The organism is Micromonospora sp. NPDC005291, from assembly GCF_040607415.1.
GTDB lineage: Bacteria > Actinomycetota > Actinomycetes > Mycobacteriales > Micromonosporaceae > Micromonospora.
Map to the genome: position 1 here is coordinate 203,057 of NZ_JBEXGR010000002.1, position 21,862 is coordinate 224,918.

At 72.6% G+C, this 21,862-nt stretch carries 12 protein-coding genes and 1 pseudogene; 8 read left to right on the forward strand and 5 right to left on the reverse strand.

Going from position 1 to position 21,862, the window contains the following annotated elements:
• Positions 1–63 precede the first annotated feature (63 nt).
• From ABZT18_RS03170 to helR, 6 genes and pseudogenes are all read left to right on the forward strand, one after another.
• Positions 64–1,947, forward strand: a complete 1,884-nt coding sequence (locus tag ABZT18_RS03170; RefSeq protein WP_354992128.1) for an HAD-IIIC family phosphatase — start codon at positions 64–66, stop codon at positions 1,945–1,947.
• Positions 1,940–2,188, forward strand: coding sequence for a phosphopantetheine-binding protein (locus ABZT18_RS03175; protein WP_354992129.1), 249 nt, complete (start codon positions 1,940–1,942; stop codon positions 2,186–2,188). The genes ABZT18_RS03170 and ABZT18_RS03175 overlap by 8 nt, the downstream gene beginning before the upstream one ends.
• Positions 2,185–3,123: a thiamine pyrophosphate-dependent dehydrogenase E1 component subunit alpha gene (locus ABZT18_RS03180; protein WP_354992130.1), complete on the forward strand. Its 939-nt coding sequence runs from the start codon at positions 2,185–2,187 to the stop codon at positions 3,121–3,123. The genes ABZT18_RS03175 and ABZT18_RS03180 overlap by 4 nt, the downstream gene beginning before the upstream one ends.
• Entirely contained in the window at positions 3,116–4,129 is a 1,014-nt protein-coding gene (locus tag ABZT18_RS03185; protein ID WP_354992131.1) for a transketolase C-terminal domain-containing protein, read from the forward strand. Before ABZT18_RS03180 ends, ABZT18_RS03185 begins: the two co-directional genes overlap by 8 nt.
• Positions 4,119–5,333, forward strand: coding sequence for a 2-oxo acid dehydrogenase subunit E2 (locus tag ABZT18_RS03190; protein ID WP_354992132.1), 1,215 nt, complete (start codon positions 4,119–4,121; stop codon positions 5,331–5,333). The genes ABZT18_RS03185 and ABZT18_RS03190 overlap by 11 nt, the downstream gene beginning before the upstream one ends.
• Positions 5,334–5,475: 142 nt before the next feature.
• A pseudogene (helR, locus tag ABZT18_RS03195) lies at positions 5,476–7,430 on the forward strand (RNA polymerase recycling motor ATPase HelR); the annotation flags it as partial.
• Positions 7,431–7,600: 170 nt separating this feature from the next.
• On the opposite strand, the gene ABZT18_RS03200 reads toward helR, so the two are convergent.
• From ABZT18_RS03200 to ABZT18_RS03215, 4 genes are read right to left on the reverse strand one after another with little or no spacing between them, the layout of a single operon-like run.
• On the reverse strand, positions 7,601–7,816 hold the full coding sequence (locus tag ABZT18_RS03200; protein WP_354992133.1) for an MbtH family NRPS accessory protein: 216 nt from the start codon (positions 7,814–7,816) through the stop codon (positions 7,601–7,603).
• On the reverse strand, positions 7,809–10,961 hold the full coding sequence (locus ABZT18_RS03205) for a beta-ketoacyl synthase N-terminal-like domain-containing protein (RefSeq protein ID WP_354992134.1): 3,153 nt from the start codon (positions 10,959–10,961) through the stop codon (positions 7,809–7,811). The genes ABZT18_RS03200 and ABZT18_RS03205 overlap by 8 nt, the downstream gene beginning before the upstream one ends.
• The gene (locus ABZT18_RS03210; RefSeq protein WP_354992135.1) at positions 10,958–14,251 is read right to left on the reverse strand and encodes an amino acid adenylation domain-containing protein; all 3,294 of its coding nucleotides are present in this window, start codon (positions 14,249–14,251) and stop codon (positions 10,958–10,960) included. Before ABZT18_RS03210 ends, ABZT18_RS03205 begins: the two co-directional genes overlap by 4 nt.
• Positions 14,248–16,707: a non-ribosomal peptide synthetase gene (locus tag ABZT18_RS03215; RefSeq protein ID WP_354992136.1), complete on the reverse strand. Its 2,460-nt coding sequence runs from the start codon at positions 16,705–16,707 to the stop codon at positions 14,248–14,250. The genes ABZT18_RS03210 and ABZT18_RS03215 overlap by 4 nt, the downstream gene beginning before the upstream one ends.
• 350 nt (positions 16,708–17,057) lie before the next feature.
• Between ABZT18_RS03215 and ABZT18_RS03220 the strand changes: the two genes are divergently transcribed.
• Positions 17,058–19,367: a BTAD domain-containing putative transcriptional regulator gene (locus ABZT18_RS03220; RefSeq protein WP_354992137.1), complete on the forward strand. Its 2,310-nt coding sequence runs from the start codon at positions 17,058–17,060 to the stop codon at positions 19,365–19,367.
• Positions 19,368–19,660: 293 nt separating this feature from the next.
• Positions 19,661–20,458, forward strand: coding sequence for an SAM-dependent methyltransferase (locus ABZT18_RS03225; RefSeq protein WP_354992138.1), 798 nt, complete (start codon positions 19,661–19,663; stop codon positions 20,456–20,458).
• A 79-nt stretch (positions 20,459–20,537) separates the two neighbouring features.
• Here ABZT18_RS03225 and ABZT18_RS03230 read toward each other — a convergent pair whose 3' ends face one another.
• Positions 20,538–21,662 carry a winged helix DNA-binding domain-containing protein gene (locus ABZT18_RS03230; RefSeq protein ID WP_354992139.1) on the reverse strand — a complete coding sequence of 375 codons (1,125 nt, stop codon included), beginning with the start codon at positions 21,660–21,662 and terminating at the stop codon, positions 20,538–20,540.
• Positions 21,663–21,862: the final 200 nt, after the last annotated feature.

A 21,862-nucleotide genomic window follows, 5' to 3' on the forward strand; every position in this document is an offset into this window, starting at 1 on the left:
CGGGAGCAGCGCGAACGGCCCGTCGACGACGACCCCGCCCGGCGGGAGAGGAAGGAACACCGCATGAGAGTCGAGGAGGTCCTCCTCCGGATCCGTCGGTTACGCCGACCCGACGCGGCCGGAGACCCGGAGCTGGCACCCGGCCTGGTCCACCTGGACGACGCGGCGGTCACCGCCGTCGCCTCCGCCGGTCGGCTGCTCGCCGACGTGCCCGCCGAGAAGCTGGCCAGCCCGGACTTCCCACTCCGTCCGCTGCGGGTCGCGGTCACCGGCACGTTCACCCCGGGCACGGTCGAGCCGCTGCTGCGGGTGGCGTTGCTGCGGATCGGAATCACCGCCGAGATCCACGTCTCCGGCTTCGACCAACTCGTGCTCGACCTCAGTGACCCGCGCTCCGCGCTGGCCGAGTTCCGGCCCGACGTCACGCTCTGTCTGCTGCACGACGGCTGGTTCCTACCCCCCGAGTGGGACCCGGGCGACCTCGCCGGTCTCGCCGACGTGCTGGGCGAGCGGGCGGGAGTGCTCGGGGCGGCCGTCCGTGGGTACGCCGCCCGCAGCGAGGGCGCCCTGCTGCTGCACACCGTGCCGTTGTCCCCACTGGAGCACCGCAGTCTGGTCAGCTTCCGTGGCCGGGCCGAGCTGGGCCGGCTCTGGCGGGAGCTGAACGGGCAACTGCTGGAGCTGGGCGAGCGGGACACGACGTACACCCTTGACCTGGAGACGCTGCTCGTGGACCACGACGGCCCGGTGCGCGACGAGCGCCTGTACCGGTTCGCCAGCATGGCCTGGACACCCACCGTGGAACGCCGGTACGCCCACGAGGCCGCCGCCTTCTGCCGGGCAGTCCTCGGCCGGACGGCGAAGGTGCTCGCGCTCGACCTGGACAACACGCTCTGGGCGGGGGTGCTCGGCGATGACGGGCTGGCCGGCATCCAGCTCGGCACCGACTATCCCGGCAACTGCCACCGGGACGTGCAGCGGCGCGCCCTGGCCCTGCGCCGACAGGGTGTGCTGCTGGCGGTGTGCAGCAAGAACGACCCCGATCTGGTGACCGAGGCGTTGGCGCAGCACCCCGATCTGCTGCTGCGGTCCGACGACTTCGTCGCACAGGCAGTCAACTGGGGGCGCAAGGACGACAACCTGCGCCAGCTCGCCACCACCCTCAACCTCGGCCTGGACGCCGTGGTGTTCGCCGACGACAGCCCGTTCGAGTGTGAGCTGGTGCGCCGCGAGTTGCCGGCCGTGCGGGTCGTGGAGCTGGCCGGCGACCCAGCCGGGTTCTCCAGCAGGCTGCTCACCGAGGGGCACTTCACCGTGCTGGCCATCGGCGCCACCGACCGCGAGCGCACCGAGTTGTATCGAACCCGCAGCGGCCGGGAACGCTTCGCCGCCACCTTCGACTCCGCGGCGGACTACCTGCACGAGCTGAAGCTGCGGGTCGCCGTCCGCCCGGTGGACGCCCTCAGCCTGCCCCGGGTCGCGCAGCTCGGGTTGCGTACCAACCAGTTCACCATGACCGAACGGGCACACACCGAGGCGCAGACCCGGCAACGCGCCGACTCCCCCGGCCACCTGGTGCTCACCGTCGAGGTCACCGACCGGTTCGGTGCCGAAGGGCTGGTGGGCGGCCTGTGGCTCGACCGGGACGACCCGGAGGCCTGGGTGATCGAGAACTTCGTGCTCAGCTGCCGGGTCTTCTCCCGTGGCGTCGAACAGGCCGCGCTGCACCGGGTGGCGGAGCTGGCCCGCTCGGCCGGCGCGACCCGGCTGGAGGCGCTGTTCCGGCCCACCGCCCGCAACAAGCCCGGCGGGGCCGTGTGGCCCACCGCCGGTTTCACCGTGGCGTCTGAAGAGGACGGCACCATCCGGCACGTGCTGCCGCTGCACCCACCGCCCCGGCTCCTGCCGGCGTGGATCGCCCTGGAGGAGGGAGACGTCCGTGCCTGATCTGTTCACCACCGTCGCGGACCTCATCGAACAGGTCGCCGACGTACCGGCCGAGCGGCTCTCGCCCGACGTCCGGTTCGCGGCACTGACCAACTGGACCAGCCTGGAGGCGCTGCGGCTGCTCGCCGCGCTGGAGGACGACCTCGGCGTCCGACTGGACCTGCGGGCGTACCTGGCGGTGACCGCCGTCGGTGAGCTGGTCGACCTGATCGCCGGCGAGCTGGACGGGGCACCGCGATGACCGCCACCCGCACCGAGGCGCCGCCGACCGTCCCGACCCGGCTCGCCGACGCCGACCTGGACCTGCTGCTGCTGATCCGGCACTTCGAGCTGGCGCTGCTGGACATGTTCGGCCGGGGCGAGCTGCACGGCACCACGCACACCTGCCTCGGCCAGGAGTACGTGCCGGTCGCGCTGCGTCCGCTGCTCACCGACGGCGATTTCGTGTTCAGCAACCACCGGGGCCACGGCCACTACCTGGCCCGGTTCAACGACCCGCACGGGCTGCTCGCCGAGGTGATGGGGCGCGAGGGCGCGGTCTGCCACGGGGTCGGCGGCAGCCAGCACATCCTGCGCGACCGTTACCTGTCGACCGGGGTGCAGGGCGAGAGCGCGCCGGTGGCCGCCGGGGTGGCGCTGCACCTCAAGCGTGCCGAGCCGGGCCGGCTGGCGCTGGTCTACCTGGGCGACGGCACCTGGGGTGAGGGCGCGGTCTACGAGGCGCTGAACATGGCGGCGCTGTGGGGGCTGCCCCTGCTGCTGGTGGTGGAGAACAACGGCATCGCCCAGTCCACGCCGACCGTCGCGCAGCTCGCCGGCAGCATCGGCGGCCGGGCCCGCGCGTTCGGGGTGGACCACGTTGAGGTCACCTCCACCGACACCGTCGTGGTCCGGGCCGCGCTGGCGCCGGTGCTGCGCCGGGTCCGCGAACGGTCCACGCCGTACGTGGTGGAGCTGCTCACCCATCGGGTGGGGCCGCACAGCAAGGGTGACGACAGTCGCCGCCCGGAGGAGCTGGCGCACGCGACAGCGCACGACTGGTACGCCCGCTACGCGCAGGCGTACCCGGAGCAGTTCGGCGCGCACGACGAACGGCAGCGGACGTACGTGGCACAGGTGGTCCGGGAGGTCGCCGGCCGACCGGCGAGTCGTTGGGCGGAGGCGGATCGTGGCTGAGCGGGTGGTGGAGAACCTCAACCAGGCGTTGCACGCGTTGCTGGCCGACGATGCCGGGTTGACCCTGCTCGGGGAGGACGTGGTCGACCCGTACGGCGGGGCGTTCAAGGTGACCCGAGGGCTGTCGACGCGCTGGCCGGACCGGGTGCTGTCCACCCCGCTGAGCGAGGGAGGCATCGTCGGTGTGGCCGGTGGGCTGGCTCTGGCGGGGCAGAGCGCGATCGTCGAGATCATGTTCAGTGACTTCGTGGCCCTGGCGTTCGACCAGATCCTCAACTTCGCCAGCAAGTCCACCGCCATGTACGGCCGGCAGGTGCCGATGCGGCTGGTGGTGCGCTGCCCCACCGGCGGCAACCGGGGGTACGGCCCGACGCACAGTCAGAGCCCACAGAAGCATTTCGTCGGTATCCCCGGCCTGAGCCTGCACGAGGTGTCGCCGTTCCACGACAATCGGACGGTACTCGCCGGCATGCTCGCCGCCGGCCGGCCGGGGCTGCTCTTCGAGGACAAGGTCCTCTACACCACCCGCATGTACGCCGACGGCGTGGTGGACGAGCTGTTCCGCTACGACATGGTCGGCCCGGACGCCGACGTGGCCCGGGTCTGGGTGGACGACCCGGGGCAGGCCGACTGCGTGCTGGTCGTACCGGGCGGGTTGGCCTCGCGGGCCGTGTCGGTGGCCCGGGAGCTGCTGCTGCGCGACGACATCGTCTGCCAGGTACTGGTGCCGTCCCGGCTCTGGCCCCTGGACACGGACACTCTGCTGCCGCCGATCGCGCGGGCCGGCCGGGTGGTGGTGGCCGAGGAGAGCACCGCCGGCGGCACCTGGGGTGCCGAGCTGGCACACGTCGTGCACCAGCGGCTCTGGGGCGCCCTGCGGGCACCGGTGCGGCTGGTGCATTCCGCGGACAGCGTCATCCCGACCGCCGCGCATCTCGAACGCACCGTGCTGGTGCAGGACGCCGACATCCGCCGGGCCGTGAAGGAGGTCGTCAGTGGCAACTGACCTGGTCGTCCCCAAGCTCAACAACAACGACACGACGTACGTGCTCATCGACTGGCTGGCCGAGGACGGCGAGCAGGTCCGGGCTGGTGACCCGATCGCCGAGGTGGAAACCTCCAAGGCTGCCGAGGAGCTGCTCAGCGACGGCACCGGCGTGCTGCACCGACTGACCACGGTCAACCAGGAATGCGCCCCCGGCGACGTCATCGGTCACGTCTTCGACAGTGAGCAGGCCCGGCAGAGCTTCCTCGCCGAGGCGGTCGCCGCTGCCGTCGTACCGGTGCCCGACGCTCACCCCGGCGGGCCGGTGCTCACCGACTCGGCCCGCGAGTTGGCCACCGCGCACGGGCTCGACGACGCCGAGCTGCGGACCCTCGGCAAGGCGGTGGTGCGGCGTACCGATGTGGAACGTCTGCTGGCCGACCGGTCGGCGGCACCCACGGTGGCGACCGAGCCGGTGGTGGTGGCCGCGGCCGCCGCGCTCGCGGCCGGCGACGGCCCGGAGCCGGACGACCCGCGCCCGGTGCACACGCTCTCCCGCGCCCAGCGGGCGGTGGCCGCGGTGGTCACCGAGTCACACCGGGAGGTGCCGGCGGCACTCGCCGTCATCAAGGTCCGCGCCGACGCCGCCCTCGCGGTCGCCCGGCAGCTCACCCGCACCACCCGCACCCTGGTCGGCCTGCCGGAGCTGCTGGTCAAGGCGATCGGCGGGTTGCGCGAGGACCACCCGTTGCTCTTCGCCGCACCCGGCGACGGCAGCAGCGTACGGCTGGCGGAGGCGGCCCACGTCGGCGTCACCATCGACGTCGGTACGGGGCTGTTCATCCCGGTGGTCCGCGACGTGGAGGAGCTGACCTGCGCGGAGATCGCCGAGACACTGATGGACTTCCGTTCCCGGGCCGGCAGTGCGGGCTTTCGGGCCGGCGAACTGGCCGGCGGCACCATCGTCGTCTCCCTGCACACCGACCCGGACGTGGTGCTCGCCGGGCCGATCGTCTTCCCTGGCCAGACCTGCGTCGTGGCGATCGGCGGCACCCAGGACGAGTTGGCCCTGGACGCGGCCGGTCAGGTGGTCACCCGCCGCTTCGTCAACCTCAGCGCCGTCTACGACCACCGGGTGGTCAACGGCCGGGAGGCGGTCGCCTTCCTCCAGGCGGTGAAGGCGGCGTTGGAGGCGCCGGCCAAACTGGCCGACGAACTGCCCTGAACACGGAAAACGGGAGACACTCGGTCTCCCGCCACTTCTAACTTATAGCGCACTGGGGGGCTTGCGGCAAGACCCGGGTCGTGGCGCAAAATCGTCGGCCGAGGCCTGAATCTGCCGAAATGGAAGTCATGAATTGCATTCCTTGCCTACCTCCGTGTTCGACCTCCCCGGTCACCTCTCCCCCAAGGCTGACCCGGCGCTGATCAGCCGCGACGAGCAGCACTTCGCGGCCATGGCGGAGAGCCTCGCGCAGTCGCACGCCGACCTGTCCGAGCGCCTCGACGCAGAGCGCAGGGCACCCGCCGGCAGAGGCCGGCAGGCGGTGGACCGGGACGAGGAGGTCCGCCGGCTGACCGCGGTCTCGCGAGCCGTCGCCGGTATCGCTGGACCCGTGGCCGGATCAGCGACTACTGGGACGAGGTGTTCACCCCCGACGGGTTCGTGGGGCACGCCGTCGCGCTCGACGACCAGTCCGCCTTCATCGCCAGCCTGGGCAGCGCCCGGTCGACCCGGATGCGTGACGTGCTCAGCACGATCCAGGCCGACCAGGACGCCATCATCCGCGCGGGATCGGCCGGCGCACTCGTCGTCGACGGCGGTCCGGGCACGGGGAAGACCGTCGTCGCCCTGCACCGCACCGCCTACCTGCTCTACTCCGACCCTCGCCTCGGCCAGCGCCGTGGTGGCGTGCTCTTCGTCGGGCCGCACCAGCCCTACCTGGCCTACGTCGCCGACGTCCTTCCCAGCCTCGGAGAGGAGGACGTACAGACCTGCACCCTGCGGGACCTCGTCAAAGAGGGCACGGCGGCAACCATCGAAACCGACCCGGACGTGGCCCGGCTGAAGTCCTCCGCGGCCCTGGTCCAGGCGATCGAGGCGGCCGTGAGCTTCTACGAGGACCCGCCGGTCACACCAATGACGATCGCGACCGACGAGGCCGACATCCCGCTGAGCGCCGACGACTGGGCCGACGCGTTCCAGGCGCCGGGGCCCGGCACCCCGCACAACGAGGCGCGTGACGAGATCTGGGAGGAGTTGCTCACGATCCTCACGGACAGGTACGACGGTGATGGGCCGGATGACCTGCTCCGCGCGTCGCTGCTGCGCGACAGGGAGCTGCGCACGACCTTCAACCGCGCCTGGCCGTTGCTCGACGCGGCCGACCTCGTCGGAGACCTGTGGTCCGTGCCCGCGTACCTGCGCAAGTGTGCTCCCTGGCTCAGCCCCGAGGAGGTCCGGAAGCTGCAGCGCGACGACGCCCAGGCCTGGACCGTGTCCGATCTACCTCTCCTGGACGCGGCACGGCAGCGGCTCGGCGACCCGGAAGGGTCGGGACGCAAGCGCCGGTCTGACCCCGCTGCCGCCATGGAACGGGAGCACATGGACAGAGTCGTCGACGAACTGCTGGCGGCCGACGCCTATGACGACGGTGAGGGTCTGCTGACGATGCTGCGCCAACAGGACCTGCGCGACGTCCTGGTCGACGAGTCCGCAGTGCGCGTCGCCGACCCGGACCTGCTCGCCGGCCCGTTCGCGCACATCGTCGTGGACGAGGCGCAGGAGTTGACCGACGCCCAGTGGCAGATGTTGCTGGCGCGATGCCCGTCCCGGAGCTTCACGATCGTCGGTGACCGCGCGCAGGCCCGGCATGGGTTCACCGAGTCGTGGCAGGAACGCCTCGATCGGGTCGGGCTCGACCACATCACCCTGGCCTCCCTGAGCATCAACTACCGGACGCCGGAAGAGGTCATGGTGGAAGCCGAGCCGGTCATCCGGGCCGTGCTCCCGGACGCCAACGTGCCGACCTCCATCCGCCGCAACGGGCTTCCCGTCGTCCACGGATCGGCCTCTGATCTGAGCTCGATCCTCGACACCTGGCTCGCGGCGCACGCCGACGGGATCGCCTGTGTGATCGGCGACCCGACGTTCCCGCCGACGTCCCGCGTCCGGTCGCTGAGCCCGGAGCAGGCCAAGGGGCTCGAGTTCGACCTGGTCGTGCTCATCGACCCGGAAGCGTTCGGCACGGGCATCGAAGGGGCGGTCGACCGCTACGTCGCCATGACCCGGGCGACCCAGCAACTCGTGATTTTGACGAGCCCCTGGCCCAGCCGCGACAGCACCTTGCGCAGCGGCCGGTCAGGCAGCACCGACGATCCGAATCGCCGGGCAGCCTTGCTGTAGGCGGTTATACCTGTGAGTCATAGATATGACTTACAGGTATAACGCTCTCCAGCCACATCACCTCAACCCGAGCCGGATGCCGAACGTCATCTGGGGCCGCCCAGCCGGGTGGCCTCGGCCGTCAGGTGTTCACGGACGCTGCGGGGGCGCATGTCGGTCCAGGTCCGCGCCACGAAGTCCAGGCACTCCTGGTGGCTGCCGGCGCAGCCGGCGTCCCGCCAGCCGTCCGGAACCTCCTTGTGGCGGGGCCAGAGGGCGTACTGCTCCTCGTCGTTGACCAGAACGCGGTGCTCGTCAGCCATCACGGTTTCCTTCCTCGTGTCGGGCCAGGTGCAGCTCGCGGGCGAGACTCTCCGGAGACAACGCCCGGATCTCCGCGAGCAGGTCGGTCAGGTCGGCGTCCGTGGGCGGGGCATCCCCCGGGGGTACGGCGGCAGCCGGTCGGGCCAGCGCGGCGACGGTACGGGCCAGCGCGGTGGGCGTGGGTGACTCGAAGATCGCGGCCGGCGGCAGATCGACGCCGAGCGCGTCCCGCAGCCGGGCCACCACCCGGGTGCCGAGCAGCGAGTGCCCGCCGAGCTCGAAGAAGTCGTCGTGCGGGCCGATCTCGTCCACGCCGAGCAGGTCCACCCAGATCCGCCGCACCACCTCGTACGGCTCGTCCGCCGTCTGACCCGGCGGGGCCGCCAACGCCGAGGACGCCGGGGTCTGGTCCGGTGCGATGTCGTCGGGGTGGACCGGGCTCGGCCGCTCCGGCCGGTACCGCTCGACCCAGTGCCGCTGGCGGGCGAACGGGTACGTGGGCAGGGGCACCCGTCGTCGTCCGTCGTCCCGGCCGTCGGGCCAGCGCACCGGCACCCCGGCCAGCCAGAGCCGGCCGACCGCCAGGGCGACCGCCGCGTCCTCGCCGGCCGGCGTGCGGTCGACGGGCAGGGTCGTCAACACCGGGACGCCGCGTGCCGCCTCGTGTTGGCGGGCGAGGGTGGCCAGGGTGCGGCCGGGGCCGACCTCCAGCAACGCGAACCGCTGGTGCAGCAGCAGATCGGCGCCGGCGGTGAAGTTGACCGGGCGGCGCAGCTGCCGCACCCAGTAGTCGGGGTCGGTGGCCTCGTCGTCGGTGAGCCAGCCACCCGTCACGTTCGACACCACGGGCAGGGTGGGCGGGCGCAGCGGCACCTCGCGCAGGTGCGCGGCGAAACCGGCGAGCGCCGGTTCCATCATCGCCGAGTGGAACGCGTGCGAGGTGCGTACCTCCCGACAGGCCACCCCACGGTCACGCAGCTCGGCGGCGAGAACGACGACGGCGGCCGTCTCACCGGAGACGGTGGTGAGCCGGGGCGCGTTGGCGGCGGCCACCTCCACCCCGGCGGGCAGCAGTGGCGCGACCTCGTCGGCGGGGAGGCCCACCGAGAGCATCGACCCGGGCGCCTGGGTCTGCATGAGCCGGCCACGTACGGCGACGGTGGCGAGCGCGTCCTGGAGGGTGAAAACGCCGGCCAGGCAGGCGGCGACGTACTCACCGAGGCTGTGCCCCGCCAGGGCCGCCGGGCGTACGCCGTGGTGACGCAGCAGCTCGGCGAGGGCGTACTCGACGGCGAAGAGGGCCGGCTGGGTGAGCCGGGTCTCGTCCAGCTCGGGCACGGCGGGGACCGCCTCGCCGGGCGGGCAGAGCAGCGCGCGCAGGTCCACGTCGAGATGCGGGCGGAGCAGGTCGGCGCAGCGGTCGAAGGCGGCCCGGTACACCGGTTCGGTGCGGTACAGGGTGCGGCCCATCCCGGCGTACTGCGCGCCCTGCCCGGGGAAGAGCAGCGCCACTCCCCCCGGCGCACCGGTGGTGACGCCGGTGCGGACCAGCGCCGAGTCACGGTCGGCGAGCTGCGCGGCGGCGACCGTGCCGGTGTCGGCGACGGTTACCAGCCGGTGGGCAAACTCCCGTCGGGTGCTGCGCAGGGTGTACGCGACGTCGGCCAACGAGACGTCGGGGTGCGCGGCCAGGTGGGCACCGAGCTGGGCGCGAGCCCGGTCGAGCGCGTCGGCGTCCCGGGCGGTGAGCACCAGCAGCTGGGCGGACTGTCCGCCCACCTCGGTCAAGGTCGCGGCGGCCGGCTCGGCGGGTGGGCGGTTCCGGTCACCGGTGCTCGGGGCTGCCGGGTCGGCGGCCTGGAGCACCACGTGGGCGTTGGTGCCGCCGATGCCGAAGGAGCTGACCGCGGCGCGGGGCGGCGTACCGAGGTCGGGCCACGGCTGTGCGGCGGTGGGCACCCGGAAGGGGCCGCCGCCGGCCAGCTCGGGGTGCGGCTCGGTGCAGTACGGGCTGGGCGGCACGACGCGGTGGTGCAGCGCCAGCGCCGCCTTGATCAGGCCGGTCACCCCGGCCGCGACGTCGAGGTGCCCGAGGATCGACTTGACCGAGCCGAGCGCGCAGCGGCCGTCGTCGGCGCCCCGGAACGCCTCGGCGAGGGCCCGCAGCTCGATCTGGTCACCCAGCTCGGTGCCGGTGCCGTGCGCCTCGACGTAGCCGATGGTCGCCGGGTCGACCTCGGCCATCTCCTGGGCGGCCCGGATCACCGCGACCTGACCGTCCACTCCGGGCGCGGTGAAGCCGACCTTCACCCGGCCGTCGTTGTTGATCGCCGAACCGCGGATCACCGCGTACACGGTGTCGCCGTCGCGGCGGGCGTCCACGAGCCGACGCAGCACCACCAGGGCGACGCCGTCGCCGCCGACGGTCCCGCTGGCCCGGACGTCGAAGGGGCGACAGTGCCCGTCGCGGGACATGATGCCGCCGACCTCATGGCGGTAGCCGGTGCCGGTGGGCAGCAGCAGGTGCGCGCCGCCGGCGAGCGCGACGTCGCACTCCCGGGCGAGCAGCGACTGCGCGGCGAGGTGCACCGCCACCAGCGAGGACGAGCAGGCCGTCTGCACCGCCACGGCGGGTCCGCGCAGGTCCAGGTGGTACGCCACCCGGGTGGGCAGCGAGTCCTTGTCGTTGGCGAGCATCAGCTCGTACTCGGAGACCGAGTCGAGGTGCGGATTACGGAACAGGTGGTGCAGCAGATAGCCGCTGGCCGCGGCGGCGGCGTACACACCGACCAGTCGGTCCGGGTCACCGGTGAGGTGACCGGCGCGCTCCAGCGCGGCCCAGGCGCACTCCAGGAAGAGACGTTGTTGCGGGTCGAGCAGCCGGGCGTCGCGGGGCGAGTAGCCGAAGAAGCCGGCGTCGAACCGGTCGATGTCCGGCAGAGCGCCGTGCGCCGGCACGTGGTCGGGGTGTCGCCGCTCGTCCTCGGTCACCCCGGCGGCGGTCAGCTCCGTGTCGGTGAACCGGGTGATGGTCTCGTCGCCGGCGAGGACCCGCCGCCACAGCTCGTCGACGTCGCTGGCGCCGGGAAATCGGCCGGCCATCCCGACGATGGCGATCTCCAGCCCGGTCTCCTGGTTGGTCATGGTCGTCCCTCCCCTGCTGGCACCGGGCGAGTCCGTCGGGCCCGGTCGGCCAGCGCCTGCTTGCGTGCGTCCCTGCGCCGACCGCCGTCCCCGGTCGGTACGGCCGTCGGTGGTCCCGCGCCGTCGAGGAACCGGGCCAGCAGGGCGATGGTCGGGTAACGGAACAGCTCGACGGCGGGCACCGGGCGACCGAGCCGTTCCGTGAGCCGGGCCTGCGCCCTGGCCAGCAGCAGTGACGTGCCGCCCAGGTCGAAGAAGTTGTCGTGCACGCCGACGTCGGCGAGCCCGAGCACGTCCCGCCAGACCTCGGCGACGACCCGCTCGACCTCCCCGCTCGGCGCGACGTACGCGGCACCGACGTCGGCGCGGGCCACGGTGGGGGCGGGCAGCCGGGACGGGTCGAGCTTGCCGCTGGCCGTCACGGGCAGGTCGGGCACCACCACGAAGGCCGTCGGCACCAGATATCGGGGCAGGTGCCTGAGCAGGTCCTGGCGCAGCTCGTCCACCTTCAGTCCGTCGCCGACGAGGTAGCCGACCAGCCGCCGACCGCCGGGCGAATCGGTGCGCACCACGGCGGCGGCCCGACGCACACCGGGGCATTGACGAAGCCGGGCCTCCACCTCGCCCAGCTCGATCCGATACCCATTGATCTTGACTTGGTTGTCGGCCCGGCCCACGAAGACCAGTTGCCCGTCGGCACGCCAGCGGACCAGGTCCCCGGTGGCGTACATCCGCTCCCCCGCCGTTGGGGCGTACGGGTCGGGCAGGAACTGCCGCGCGGTGAGGGCCGGGTCGCCGTGGTAGCCACGGGCCACCCCGGCGCCGCCGAGGTGCAGCTCGCCGGGCACCCCGGGCGGCACCGGCCGCAGCTCGGCGTCGAGCACGTAGGCGCGTACCCCGGCCAGTGGCCGGCCGATGGGCAGGTCGGTGCCGTCCGGGGCGCAGCGGGCGGCGGTGGCGGTCACGGTGGCCTCGGTCGGGCCGTACCCGTTGATCAGGAGCCGGTCGCGCGACCAGGCGGCGGCGACGTCCGGGGCGCAGGGTTCGCCGCCGACGGTGAGCACCCGCAACCCGGGCGCCGCGGCCGGGTCCAGGGCGTCGAGCACCACCGGGGGCAGGTCAGCCACGGTGATGCCGTGCCGGACGAGTGCGGCGGCCAGGTCGGGGCCGGGGGTGCGCTCGTCCGCGCCGAGCAGGCGCAGCGTCGCGCCCACGGTCAGAGCGGTGACCAGGTCGGACAACGACACGTCGAAGCTGATCGAGTGAAACTGGAGGACCCGGTCGTCGGCGCGGACGCCGACCAGGCGGGCCTGCGCCTCGGCGAGGTTGCGCAGCCCACGATGGGTGCCGACGACGCCCTTGGGCAGCCCGGTCGAGCCGGACGTGTAGATCAGGTAGGCGGCGGCGTCCGGGTGGACGGTCGCCGGCAGCGGGCCGACGGCGGACGGCGGCGGCTCATCGAGCCGCAGCAGCGGCACGTCGCTTTCGGGCAGCGCCAGCTCCGCGTCGGCTCCGGTGATCACCAGCGCGGCGTCGGAGTCGGTGAGCAGGTAGGACAGCCGGGCCGCCGGCAACTGCGGGTCCAGGGGCAGGTAGACCGCGCCGGCCCGGAACACGGCGAGGACGGCGACCACCCAGTCGGGGCTGACGGGCAGGCAGACCCCGACGGTGGTCTCGGCCCGTACACCCCGGACCACCAGGGTCCGGGCCAACCGGCCCGCCCGCACGTCCAACTCCCGGTAGGTCAGCGTCTGCTCGCGGTACGCCACGGCGATCGCGTCGGGGGTCGCGACGGCCTGCCGGGCCACCAGCTCGGGAAGGATCGGCTGTTCCGTCGACCCGGTGGCGGTGGCGGCCCAGCGGTCGACCAGGTCCCGAGCGGCGTCCGGGTCGAGCAACGGCAACCCACTCACGGGGGTGTCCGGTGCGGCGAGGGCGGCGGTGAGCAGGGTGGCGAGCTGGTCGGCGAGCGCCCGAGCGGTGGTCTCGTCGAAGAGCCGGGTCCGGTACTCGATCCGCCCGTCGATCCGACCCTCGTACGGAATGACGGTCAGCGTCAGGTCGAACATGGAGGTGCCGGTGTGCGTCTCACCGCTGGACAACACGGTGACCCCGGGCAGGGTCAGGTGCTGCTCCCAGCCGTCTTCGACGGCGAACATCACCTGGGCGAGGGGGTGGCGGCCGGGATCCCGGGCGGGGCGGACCTCCTGCACCAGCGCGTCGAACGGCACCGGGTCGGTGAGCGCGGTCAGCGCCGCGTCCCGCAGCTGGTCCAGCAGCGCGGCGAAGGTCAGCTCGCCGTCGACCCGGCTGCGCAGCACCAGGGTGTTGACGAAGAACCCCACGGCCGTCTCGCTGTCGAGGGTCTGCCGGTTCGCCACCGGGGTGGCGATCAGCAGGTCCGGCTGATGGCTGTGCCGGTGCAGCAGCGCCGCCCAGGCCGCCGCGAAGATCATGTACGGGGTGGCGCCGGTGCGTCGACCCGCCTCGGCGACCCGTTCGGCCAGCTCGGGCGGCCAGGAGAACTCGATCTCGTGACCGGCGTCCTCCAGATCCGCCGGCCGGGGCCGGTCGGTGGGCAGGTCCAGTCCCGGTGGCGCCCCCGCGAGGGCGTCGCGCCACCAGCCCAACCGCCGGTCCAGCTCGACCGGGCCGAGCATCCGGTCCTGGGCCAACGCGGCCGGCACGTCACGCGGCACCGTCGGCAGCTCCGGGACGCGTCCCGCCCGCGCCGCCGCGTACGCCGCAGACAGCTCCTCGAACAGCAGGCCCATGCTCCAGCCGTCGCAGACCACGTGGTGCAGGGAGAGCAGCAGCGACCAGTCAGCGGGGCCGGTGCGGCACAGGGTGGCGCGCAGCAGCGGCCCCCGGGCCAGGTCGAACGGGCGGACCGCCTCCGCGGCGGCGTACTCGTCGATCTGCTCCGGTACGACGTCCCGCACCTCCAGCGGCAGGCCGGTCGGCGGCAGGATCAGTTGGTACGGCTGCCCGTCCAGGGGCACGAACACCGTCCGCAACGCCTCGTGCCGCGCCACCACCAGGTCGAGCGCGCCACGCAGCGCCGGCACGTCCAGGTCACCGCGCAGGTCCACCCGGTACGGCACGTGGTAGGCCGGGCTGTCCGGGCGGAGCTGCGCCAGCAGCAGCATCCACTCCTGGGCGGCGGTGAGCGGATGAATCCCGTACCGGTCGCCGTCGGCACGGACCGCGGCGAGGAAATCCCGCCGCCGCTCGGGAGGCAGCGCGTCCACCCGCTGCCGCAGTCCTGTCGGTGTGAGGGCACCGGTCATCGCGCGCTCCCGTGCTCGTACTGGTCGAGCAGGCCGGCGAGATCGGCGGGTGGTGGCGCGTCCGGCGGGACCACCCCGACCTGCCCGGAGGGCTGGACCGCCGCCTCGCGGACCCCGGTGATCGCGTCGGCCGCAGCGGCCAGCCCCGCGACGGTCGGATGGTCGAAGATCAGTCGCAGTGGCACCTCCGCGCCGATCGCCGCGGAGAGCCTGGACCGCACCCGGCTCGCCTTCAACGAGCGGCCACCGAGGTCGAAGAAGTCGTCGTCGCGTCCACGCACCGGCACACCGAGCACGTCTCGCCAGATCTCGGCCACGGCCCGCTCGGTCGGGGTACGCGGGCCGGTGTCCTCGTCGCCTGCCAGGGTCGTGTCGGGTGCGGGCAGCGCCGAGGTGTCCACTTTGCCGTTGCGGTTGAGCGGCAGCCGGGGCAACGCCACGAACACGGCCGGCACCAGGTGATCGGGCAGCTGTTCCCGGGCCCGTTCCCGGACCATCTCGACGCGCACACCGGCGGCGGGCACCACGTACGCGACCAGCCGGGTGTCGCCCGCCGCATCACGGTCGGCACACACGATGACGTCCCGCAGCAGTCCACTGCCGCGCAGCACCTCGGTCACCTCGCCCGGTTCCACCCGGTAACCACGGATCTTGACCTGGTGGTCCAACCGTCCAACGAACTCGATCAGCCCGTCGGCACGCTGCCGGACCAGGTCGCCCGTTCGGTACAGCCGGCCCCCGGCGCGCGGCCCGAACGGGTCGGGCACGAACCGGTCGGCCGTCGCGTCCGGGCGGCCGAGGTAACCACGAGCCACTCCGTCCCCGCCGATGAACAGCTCACCGAGCACACCGGGCGGCACCGGCTGGAGGAACCGGTCCAGCACGTACACCCGGGTGTTGGCGACCGGGCCGCCAATCGGAACCACCAGGTCGGAGGCGGTGAGCAGGGCGCAGTCGTACGTCGTGGTGTAGGTGGTGCCCTCGGTCGGGCCGTACCCGTTGACCAGGATGGTGCCGGGGCAGGCCGTCCGGAGCCGGTCCACCGCCACCCGGTCGGCCTGCTCACCGCCGAAGGTCAGGTACCGCAACCCGGCCAGGGCGTCCGGGGCCTCCGTCGCCAACTGCCGGGCCACGGAGGTGGCCAGGAACATCATCGTCACGCCGGTGGCGCGCAGTCGGTCCCGCAGCCGGTCCGGCACGATCACGTCGTTGATGTCCAGGCCAGCCAGGCAGGCACCGTTGAGCAGCGCCCCCCACACCTCAAGGGTGGCCGCGTCGAAGGACATCGTGGCGGCCTGCCCCATCACGTCGTCGGGGCGTACGTCGACGAAGTCGGTGTCGCGGACCAGTCGGACGATGTTGCGGTGGCTGACCCCGGTGCCCTTGGGTCGGCCGGTGGAGCCGGAGGTGTACATGACGTACGCGAGCTGATCGGGGTGGATGGTCACCGCCGGCGGGTCCGCCGGGCCATGGTCGGCCGGCAGCTGGTCCAGGACGATCCGGGGCGTACCGTCGTCCGGGAGCCGGTCGGCGAGCGCGGCGGTGTGCAGGATCGCTCCCGGTGCGGCGTCGCGGCACGTCAACGCCAGCCGTTCCGGTGGGTAACCGGGGTCCAGTGGCAGGTACGCGGCGCCCGCCTTGAGTGTGGCCAGGGCGGCGATCGCCCAACCAGTCGTGTCGGTGAGACAGATCCCGACCAACGCCTCGGCGCCGATCCCCAGCCGGCGCAGATGCCCCGCCAGGTGGTTGGCGCGCCGGTCCAGCTCCCGGTAGCTGAGAATCTCGTCGTCATGGCGCAACGCTGGCGCGTCCGGCGTCTGCCGGGCCCACTGCGCGAACAACTCGGGCACCGACCGGTCACGTGGGTAGCCGGTGTCGGTGGCGTTCCACTCGGCCACCACCCGCCGTTCGGTCGCCGGGTCGAGCAGCGGCAGATCGGACAGGCGGGCCTCCGGCCGCTCCTGCGCCCGGCCGAGCAGCACAGCCAGTGCGGCCCCGACCAGCGCGGCGCTCGGATGACTCACGGTGGCCGCCGGCAGTCCGTCGGTGTCGTCGATCAGCAGCCGCAGCACGCCCCGGTGCCCCGGCGGCAGCGAACCAACGGCCACCGACACCACCGGGCGGTGCTCCGGAACCGTCGCAGGCAGCCCCGCCTCGTGTGTCCGCACGTCCCGCAGCGCCGTCCGGACCAGATCCCGCAGTTCCGTCCAGGTGGGATCCTCGGGCACTCGGACCCGCACGGGCAGCCAGCGTCCCGAACCGGACCGGCCGGCCGGCGTCTCGGCGACCAGGTCGCGACCCCCGGTCCAGCGGTGCAGCAACCCGAACAGACCAGCCAGCGCGGCAACGAGCGCCTCAGCTGAGCCGCCCGGCAGGGTCGTGACGGCATCGGCCGCGGTGACACCATCGGCCGCCGGTGGGAAGGACAGGTCCGGCGGCTCCGGAAGGGCGTCCATTTGTCGTTGCCAAAAGGCGACAAGGCCAGGGGCGACGGTCTGTTCGGTCATCGGATCTCAGCTCCGATCGGGCAGGCGAAACGCAATGCCCGGAATTCTGCGGAAGACCCGTGCCGGTTGCTTGTATGGCCCGTTCAGGTGCTGTTCCGGCTGCCTGAGGGAACTCTGAGGGTCGCATTATGCCGATACCGCATAGCAGTCAGTAAGTACACCGACTCTTTTGGTTATGGCGATGATGCTCGATGAAGACAATGATCGTGCCGGGGGGAAGCCACGCCGGGCGACGGCTATAGACGCCCGGTTGTCTCTTCACTCACCTGAGCCTCCACGAGAGAAAACAGGAGCGGTGGATGTCCGGAGACAACGTCAACCATGCCTTGCGCCCGTCAACGCCGACCCGCACCAAAGGCGGGGGCGAGGCACCGACACCAGGACAAGCGCACAGATATGGCGATCCGGGCCGGGCGCTGCGCCGCCTCGCTGACGCCGGCGACCGCACGGCCGCACACCTGTGGCTCACCACTCAGCCCGACCTGCTCACCGCCACACCCGATTCGGCCGAAGCCCCACTGGCCGACATCTGGCGCGTCGCGTTGCACCACCTGATCGACGGCGAACCGCAGTTGGCCGCGGCCCGGCTGGCGATGGTCCCGATCGACGCGGCCGGCCCGCACGCCGTGCAGGTGCACTGCCACGCTGCCGTGCACCATCTGATCGACGGCGACATCGAGCGGGCCACCACCGACGCCGAGGAGGCGGCCAGGGCCGCGCACTCGTGCGGCTCCTCGACCGCCCACCGGGCGTACGCCCGCCTGGCCATGCTGCTCGCCGCGGCGACCGGCGACGCGTCGGTGGCGCGAGGGCGCGCGGAGCCGGCGGAAGGGCTGCGCCAGGCGGACGTCGGCCTGTTCCGGCTGATGATCCAGCTGGACCTCGCCAGCTACCTGCTGTGGGTCGGGGACGCCTCCGACGCGCTACGGCACGCCGAGGCGGCCGTTCGGCTGGCCGAGGTGACCGGCGACACCGGCTACGAGCCGTATGCGCTGACGCTCGCGGCCGCGGCGAAGTGCCTGCTGGGCCGCCTTGAGGAGGCGCTCGCCGACAGCGCCGCCAGCCAACGCCTACGGGAGGTGGCCGCAATCGGCGCCGACGAGGCGTTCTCGCTCACCATCCTCGGGATGGTGCACCGCCGCCGGCGTGAACCGCGCCAGGCCCGTAAGGCGTTGGAGAGCGCCCTGGCCATCCTCGGCAACGGGCAGCACCGGCCGACGTCACGCGCCTGGATCCTGGCCGAGTTGGCGCGGATCCGGGCCGCCGACGACCTGGGCGCCGCGCAGGACCTGGCCGAACGGGCGGTCACCATGGCCCGCGAACCCGACCGGCCGTACGCCCTGCTGGCCCGGGGTTGGGTGGCGCTCCTGCGAGGCGACACCGACGCCGCCCACTTCGACGCCGCCGAAGCCCGCACCGGCGCGACGGTCGGACGGCGGCGAGCGACCCTGATCGAGGCGCTCCAACTCACCGTGCTGGCGGCGGACGATCCACGGGCCGCCGCCGGGCTGCTCGACGACGCCGCAGCGCTCTGCCGGGATCTCGGCGATCCCGCTCAGGAAGCCACGGTTCGACTGATCGTCGCCCGACTGCAGGGCCGGCAGGCACGGCGCGGAGCGGAGGGCGCCGAGCAGAAGCTGCGCCGCTGCGGGGTACGCCTCGACCCGGGCGTCGCCGACGGGCTCACCGCCATCACGCTGCGCGTACCGGTGGTGGTCATCCACACCCTCGGTGACTTCCGGGTGTTCCGGGCCGGTGCCGTGGTGCCGTACGGCGAATGGCAGTCCAAGAAGGCACGGGACCTGTTGAAGATCCTCGTCGCGCACCGCGGCCGGGCCGTGCCCCGCCCACGGCTGATGGAGTTGCTCTGGCCGGACGAGTCGCCGTCGCGGACGGCGAACCGGCTCTCCGTGCTGCTGTCCACCCTGCGCCGGGTGCTCGGCACCGGGCGACGCACCAGCGGGCGGGGCGCGGTGCTGGCCGACCGGGGCTCGGTGGCGATCGACCTCGACGTGATCGACGTGGACGTCGAGTCGTTCCTCACCGCCGCCGAGGAGGCGCAGGCCGCACAGCGCGCCGGGCACCCGGCCGCCACCCGGCTGTTGATCCGCGCCGACGAACTGTACGGCGGGGACTTCCTCGCCGACGACCCGTACGAGGACTGGGCGCAACCGCTGCGCGAGGAGGCGCAGGTGGCACACACCAGTGTGCTGCGAGCCCTGGCGCAGCACGCCTCCGACACCGATCAGAAGCTCGTCTACCTGATGCGGCTGGTGCACCGGGACCAGTACGACGAGGACGCCCACCTGGAGTTGGTGCAGGTGTTGCGCGCGGCGGGCCGGCACGGCGAGGCGCAACGGCGCTACCGGGCGTACGCCGAGCGGATGCGGGAGCTGGGGATCGCGCCGGCTGCCGGTGACACCCGCACCAAGCCCGCCGGATCCGGTGCCGGAATGCGCACCGACTCGTCGGCCGGGCCGGGGCCACGGGTGGCCCAGTGGCGAGCGCCGGCCGCGCTGTCGCGGCCGTGGACAACGGAGTTCGGGGACACCGCGATCCCGGCGCAGCGAGCAGGTGGCTTACCGAGTCTCAGCAAGCACCCGGTCTGATCGGTGAGAGCGCACGGCGAATGCGCCGCTCCTACTCAAGTCGTAGGCGCATTGCCGCTGACCAGCACGGTCAAGTCGCACCTCGGACGCGCCATGGCGAAGATTGGCGCACGGGACCGACTACAGACCGTCGTGTGGGCGTACCAGAACGGCGTTTTTCGACGGTGATCGCTGCCATTGGCCCGGCAAGCGCGCCGTGACGGCGGGCGTCGACAGTGGACATCGTCGGAGTACGATCCCGGTCGTACCGCAGTGGTGAACTCCAGTCGTCGACCCCTCGATAGGAGCCTGGCATGGCCGGCCCGGACGCCGAACTCGCCGCAAAGCTTCAGCCCGACGTGCCGCACGCGGCACGGATCTGGAACTACTGGATGGGCGGCAAGGACAACTTCCAGTCCGACCGGGCGGCCGGTGACGCCGTCGCCGAGGTCTACCCGGAGATCGTCCTCATGGCGCAGCAGTCGCGCCTGTTCCTGGTGCGGGCCGTGCGTTACCTCGCCGCCGAGGCGGGCATCCGGCAGTTCCTGGACATCGGCACCGGCCTGCCCACCATGCAGAACACCCATGCGGTCGCCCAGGGCATCGCGCCCGACTCCCGGATCGTCTACGTGGACAACGATCCGATGGTGCTGGTGCACGCGCGGGCACTGCTGGCCAGCACGACGTCGGAGGGCGTCACCACCTACGTACCCGCCGACTACCACGACCCGGAGAAGATCCTCGTCGAAGCGGCGCAGACGCTCGACTTCGACCAGCCCATCGCCGTGATGTTCATGGGTGTGATGGGCTACGAGCCGGACCTGGCCGTGGTGCGCTCGATCGTCGGGCGGACGATGGACGCGATGCCGTCCGGCAGTCACCTGGTGCTCTGGGACGGCACCAACACCAGCCCGGCGGTGGTTTCCGGTGCCGATCGGCTGGCGCAGAGCGGCGGGGTTCCGTACATTCTGCGCAGCCCGGAGGACCTCGACAGCTGCTTCGCGGGGCTGACGATGGTGGAGCCCGGCCTGGTGCCGATCCCCCTGTGGCGGCCGGACGAGGCCGACGCCACCGGGATCGACGCCTACGGCGCTGTGGCCCGCAAGCCCTGACCAACGCGAGGCCGCCCCGCTCCGCCACGACGGCCGGAGCGGGGCGGACGCGGTTCACCGGTCGCAGGTGAGAGTCATCTCATCGGAGAGACGGAGCGACCCGCACCCGGTCGCTCTCGTTGTCGGAGAGGAACGCCGCCAGCGCCCGCCCCTGCTCGGCGACGGCGGTGCGGTCGGCTCGGGAGAAGCCCCGCAGCGGGCTGACCGTCACCGTGCCTGAATCGACGCTCCAGGTCGCGGCGACCCGGCCGTCGACCAGCACCACGCGCTCACCGGCCACCGACAGGCCGCGGTGGGCGTCGTCGATGATGCGGCTGCGGTCGTCGTAGCCGAGGATCGCGTTGTCGAACGCCGGCAGGAACCGCACCGGTGCGGGTGTCTCCGGGTCGGGGCGCGGCGCGTCGGGCAGGTCGATCAGTGTCCGGCCACGCTCGTCACGGAACGTGACCAATTCCTCGCGTATCGCGGCCACCGCCGCCGGCAACCCGGCGAGACCGCACCAGGCGCGCAGATCGGCCGTGGCCGCCGGGCCGAACGCGGCCAGATAACGCCGTACGAGTACCTGGCCGATGGGGTCGCGGCCCTCCGGGGTCGACGGGTCGATCTCCCGGCCCAGCCACTCGGAGAGCAGGACGTTGCGCACGCCCGCCTTCGTACGCCACACGCCGCGTGGCGGCAGTTGCGTCATCGGGAGGAGCGCGATCACCATCTCGCCCAGTGCCCGCGGCCCCGCCGCCGGCCAGCGCTCGCCGAGCGCCCGCCCGATCTCGGTCATCGAGCGGGGCTCATCATCAGCCATCACCGCCCGCCCTGCCGCGGCGAGCTCGTCGAGGTCCACCCCGTCGAGCTCGCCGCGGTAGACCCCGAGCACCCGTTGGCGCAGCATGACGTCGTGCCGTGGTCGCCAGCCCACGGCGTCGTCGGCGACGAGCAGGTGGACGGTGCGGCGCATAAGGTGGGTGCGCACCAGGTGTCGCTGGGTCAGCAGGCTCGACAGCACCGCCGGGTCGAACGCGCGCAGCCGCGACCAGAGCCCGACGAACGGTTCCTGCGGTTCCTGTGCCTGCAGGCCACCGAGGTGCGCGACGGCGTCGAGGGCTGGCAGGTCGGCGCGGTCGAGCAGCAACTGCCGGGCGAGCGTCGCGCGGTTGAGCGCCCGCGTGTCGAGAACGGTCATCGGGTCCTTCCGGTCGTCGTTCGGCACGGAACGACGATGGCAGGTGAAGCGGCCAGATACCGGCCGCTGCAGCGCTGATCGACAACGATCTGCCCAGCGGCCAGGGCCAAAAACTTTTGTTCACTTCCTACAACTGAGGGACAGTTGGTTCGGTGGTTGCGCCATAGCGCTCGCAGCCGCCAGGCGGAAAGGTGATCACTGCTGGGAGCCGTCGTCTCGCAGCACGC

What these genes read in the sequence shown, in the direction of transcription:
- ABZT18_RS03215 (WP_354992136.1), bottom strand. Translation starts at nt 16,707, where the DNA reads ATGGACGCCCTTCCGGAGCCGCCGGACCTGTCCTTCCCACCGGCGGCC.
- ABZT18_RS03200 (WP_354992133.1), bottom strand. Translation starts at nt 7,816, where the DNA reads ATGGCTGACGAGCACCGCGTTCTGGTCAACGACGAGGAGCAGTACGCC.
- ABZT18_RS03170 (WP_354992128.1), top strand. Translation starts at nt 64, where the DNA reads ATGAGAGTCGAGGAGGTCCTCCTCCGGATCCGTCGGTTACGCCGACCC.
- ABZT18_RS03205 (WP_354992134.1), bottom strand. Translation starts at nt 10,961, where the DNA reads ATGACCAACCAGGAGACCGGGCTGGAGATCGCCATCGTCGGGATGGCC.
- ABZT18_RS03225 (WP_354992138.1), top strand. Translation starts at nt 19,661, where the DNA reads ATGGCCGGCCCGGACGCCGAACTCGCCGCAAAGCTTCAGCCCGACGTG.
- ABZT18_RS03220 (WP_354992137.1), top strand. Translation starts at nt 17,058, where the DNA reads ATGTCCGGAGACAACGTCAACCATGCCTTGCGCCCGTCAACGCCGACC.
- ABZT18_RS03180 (WP_354992130.1), top strand. Translation starts at nt 2,185, where the DNA reads ATGACCGCCACCCGCACCGAGGCGCCGCCGACCGTCCCGACCCGGCTC.
- ABZT18_RS03210 (WP_354992135.1), bottom strand. Translation starts at nt 14,251, where the DNA reads ATGACCGGTGCCCTCACACCGACAGGACTGCGGCAGCGGGTGGACGCG.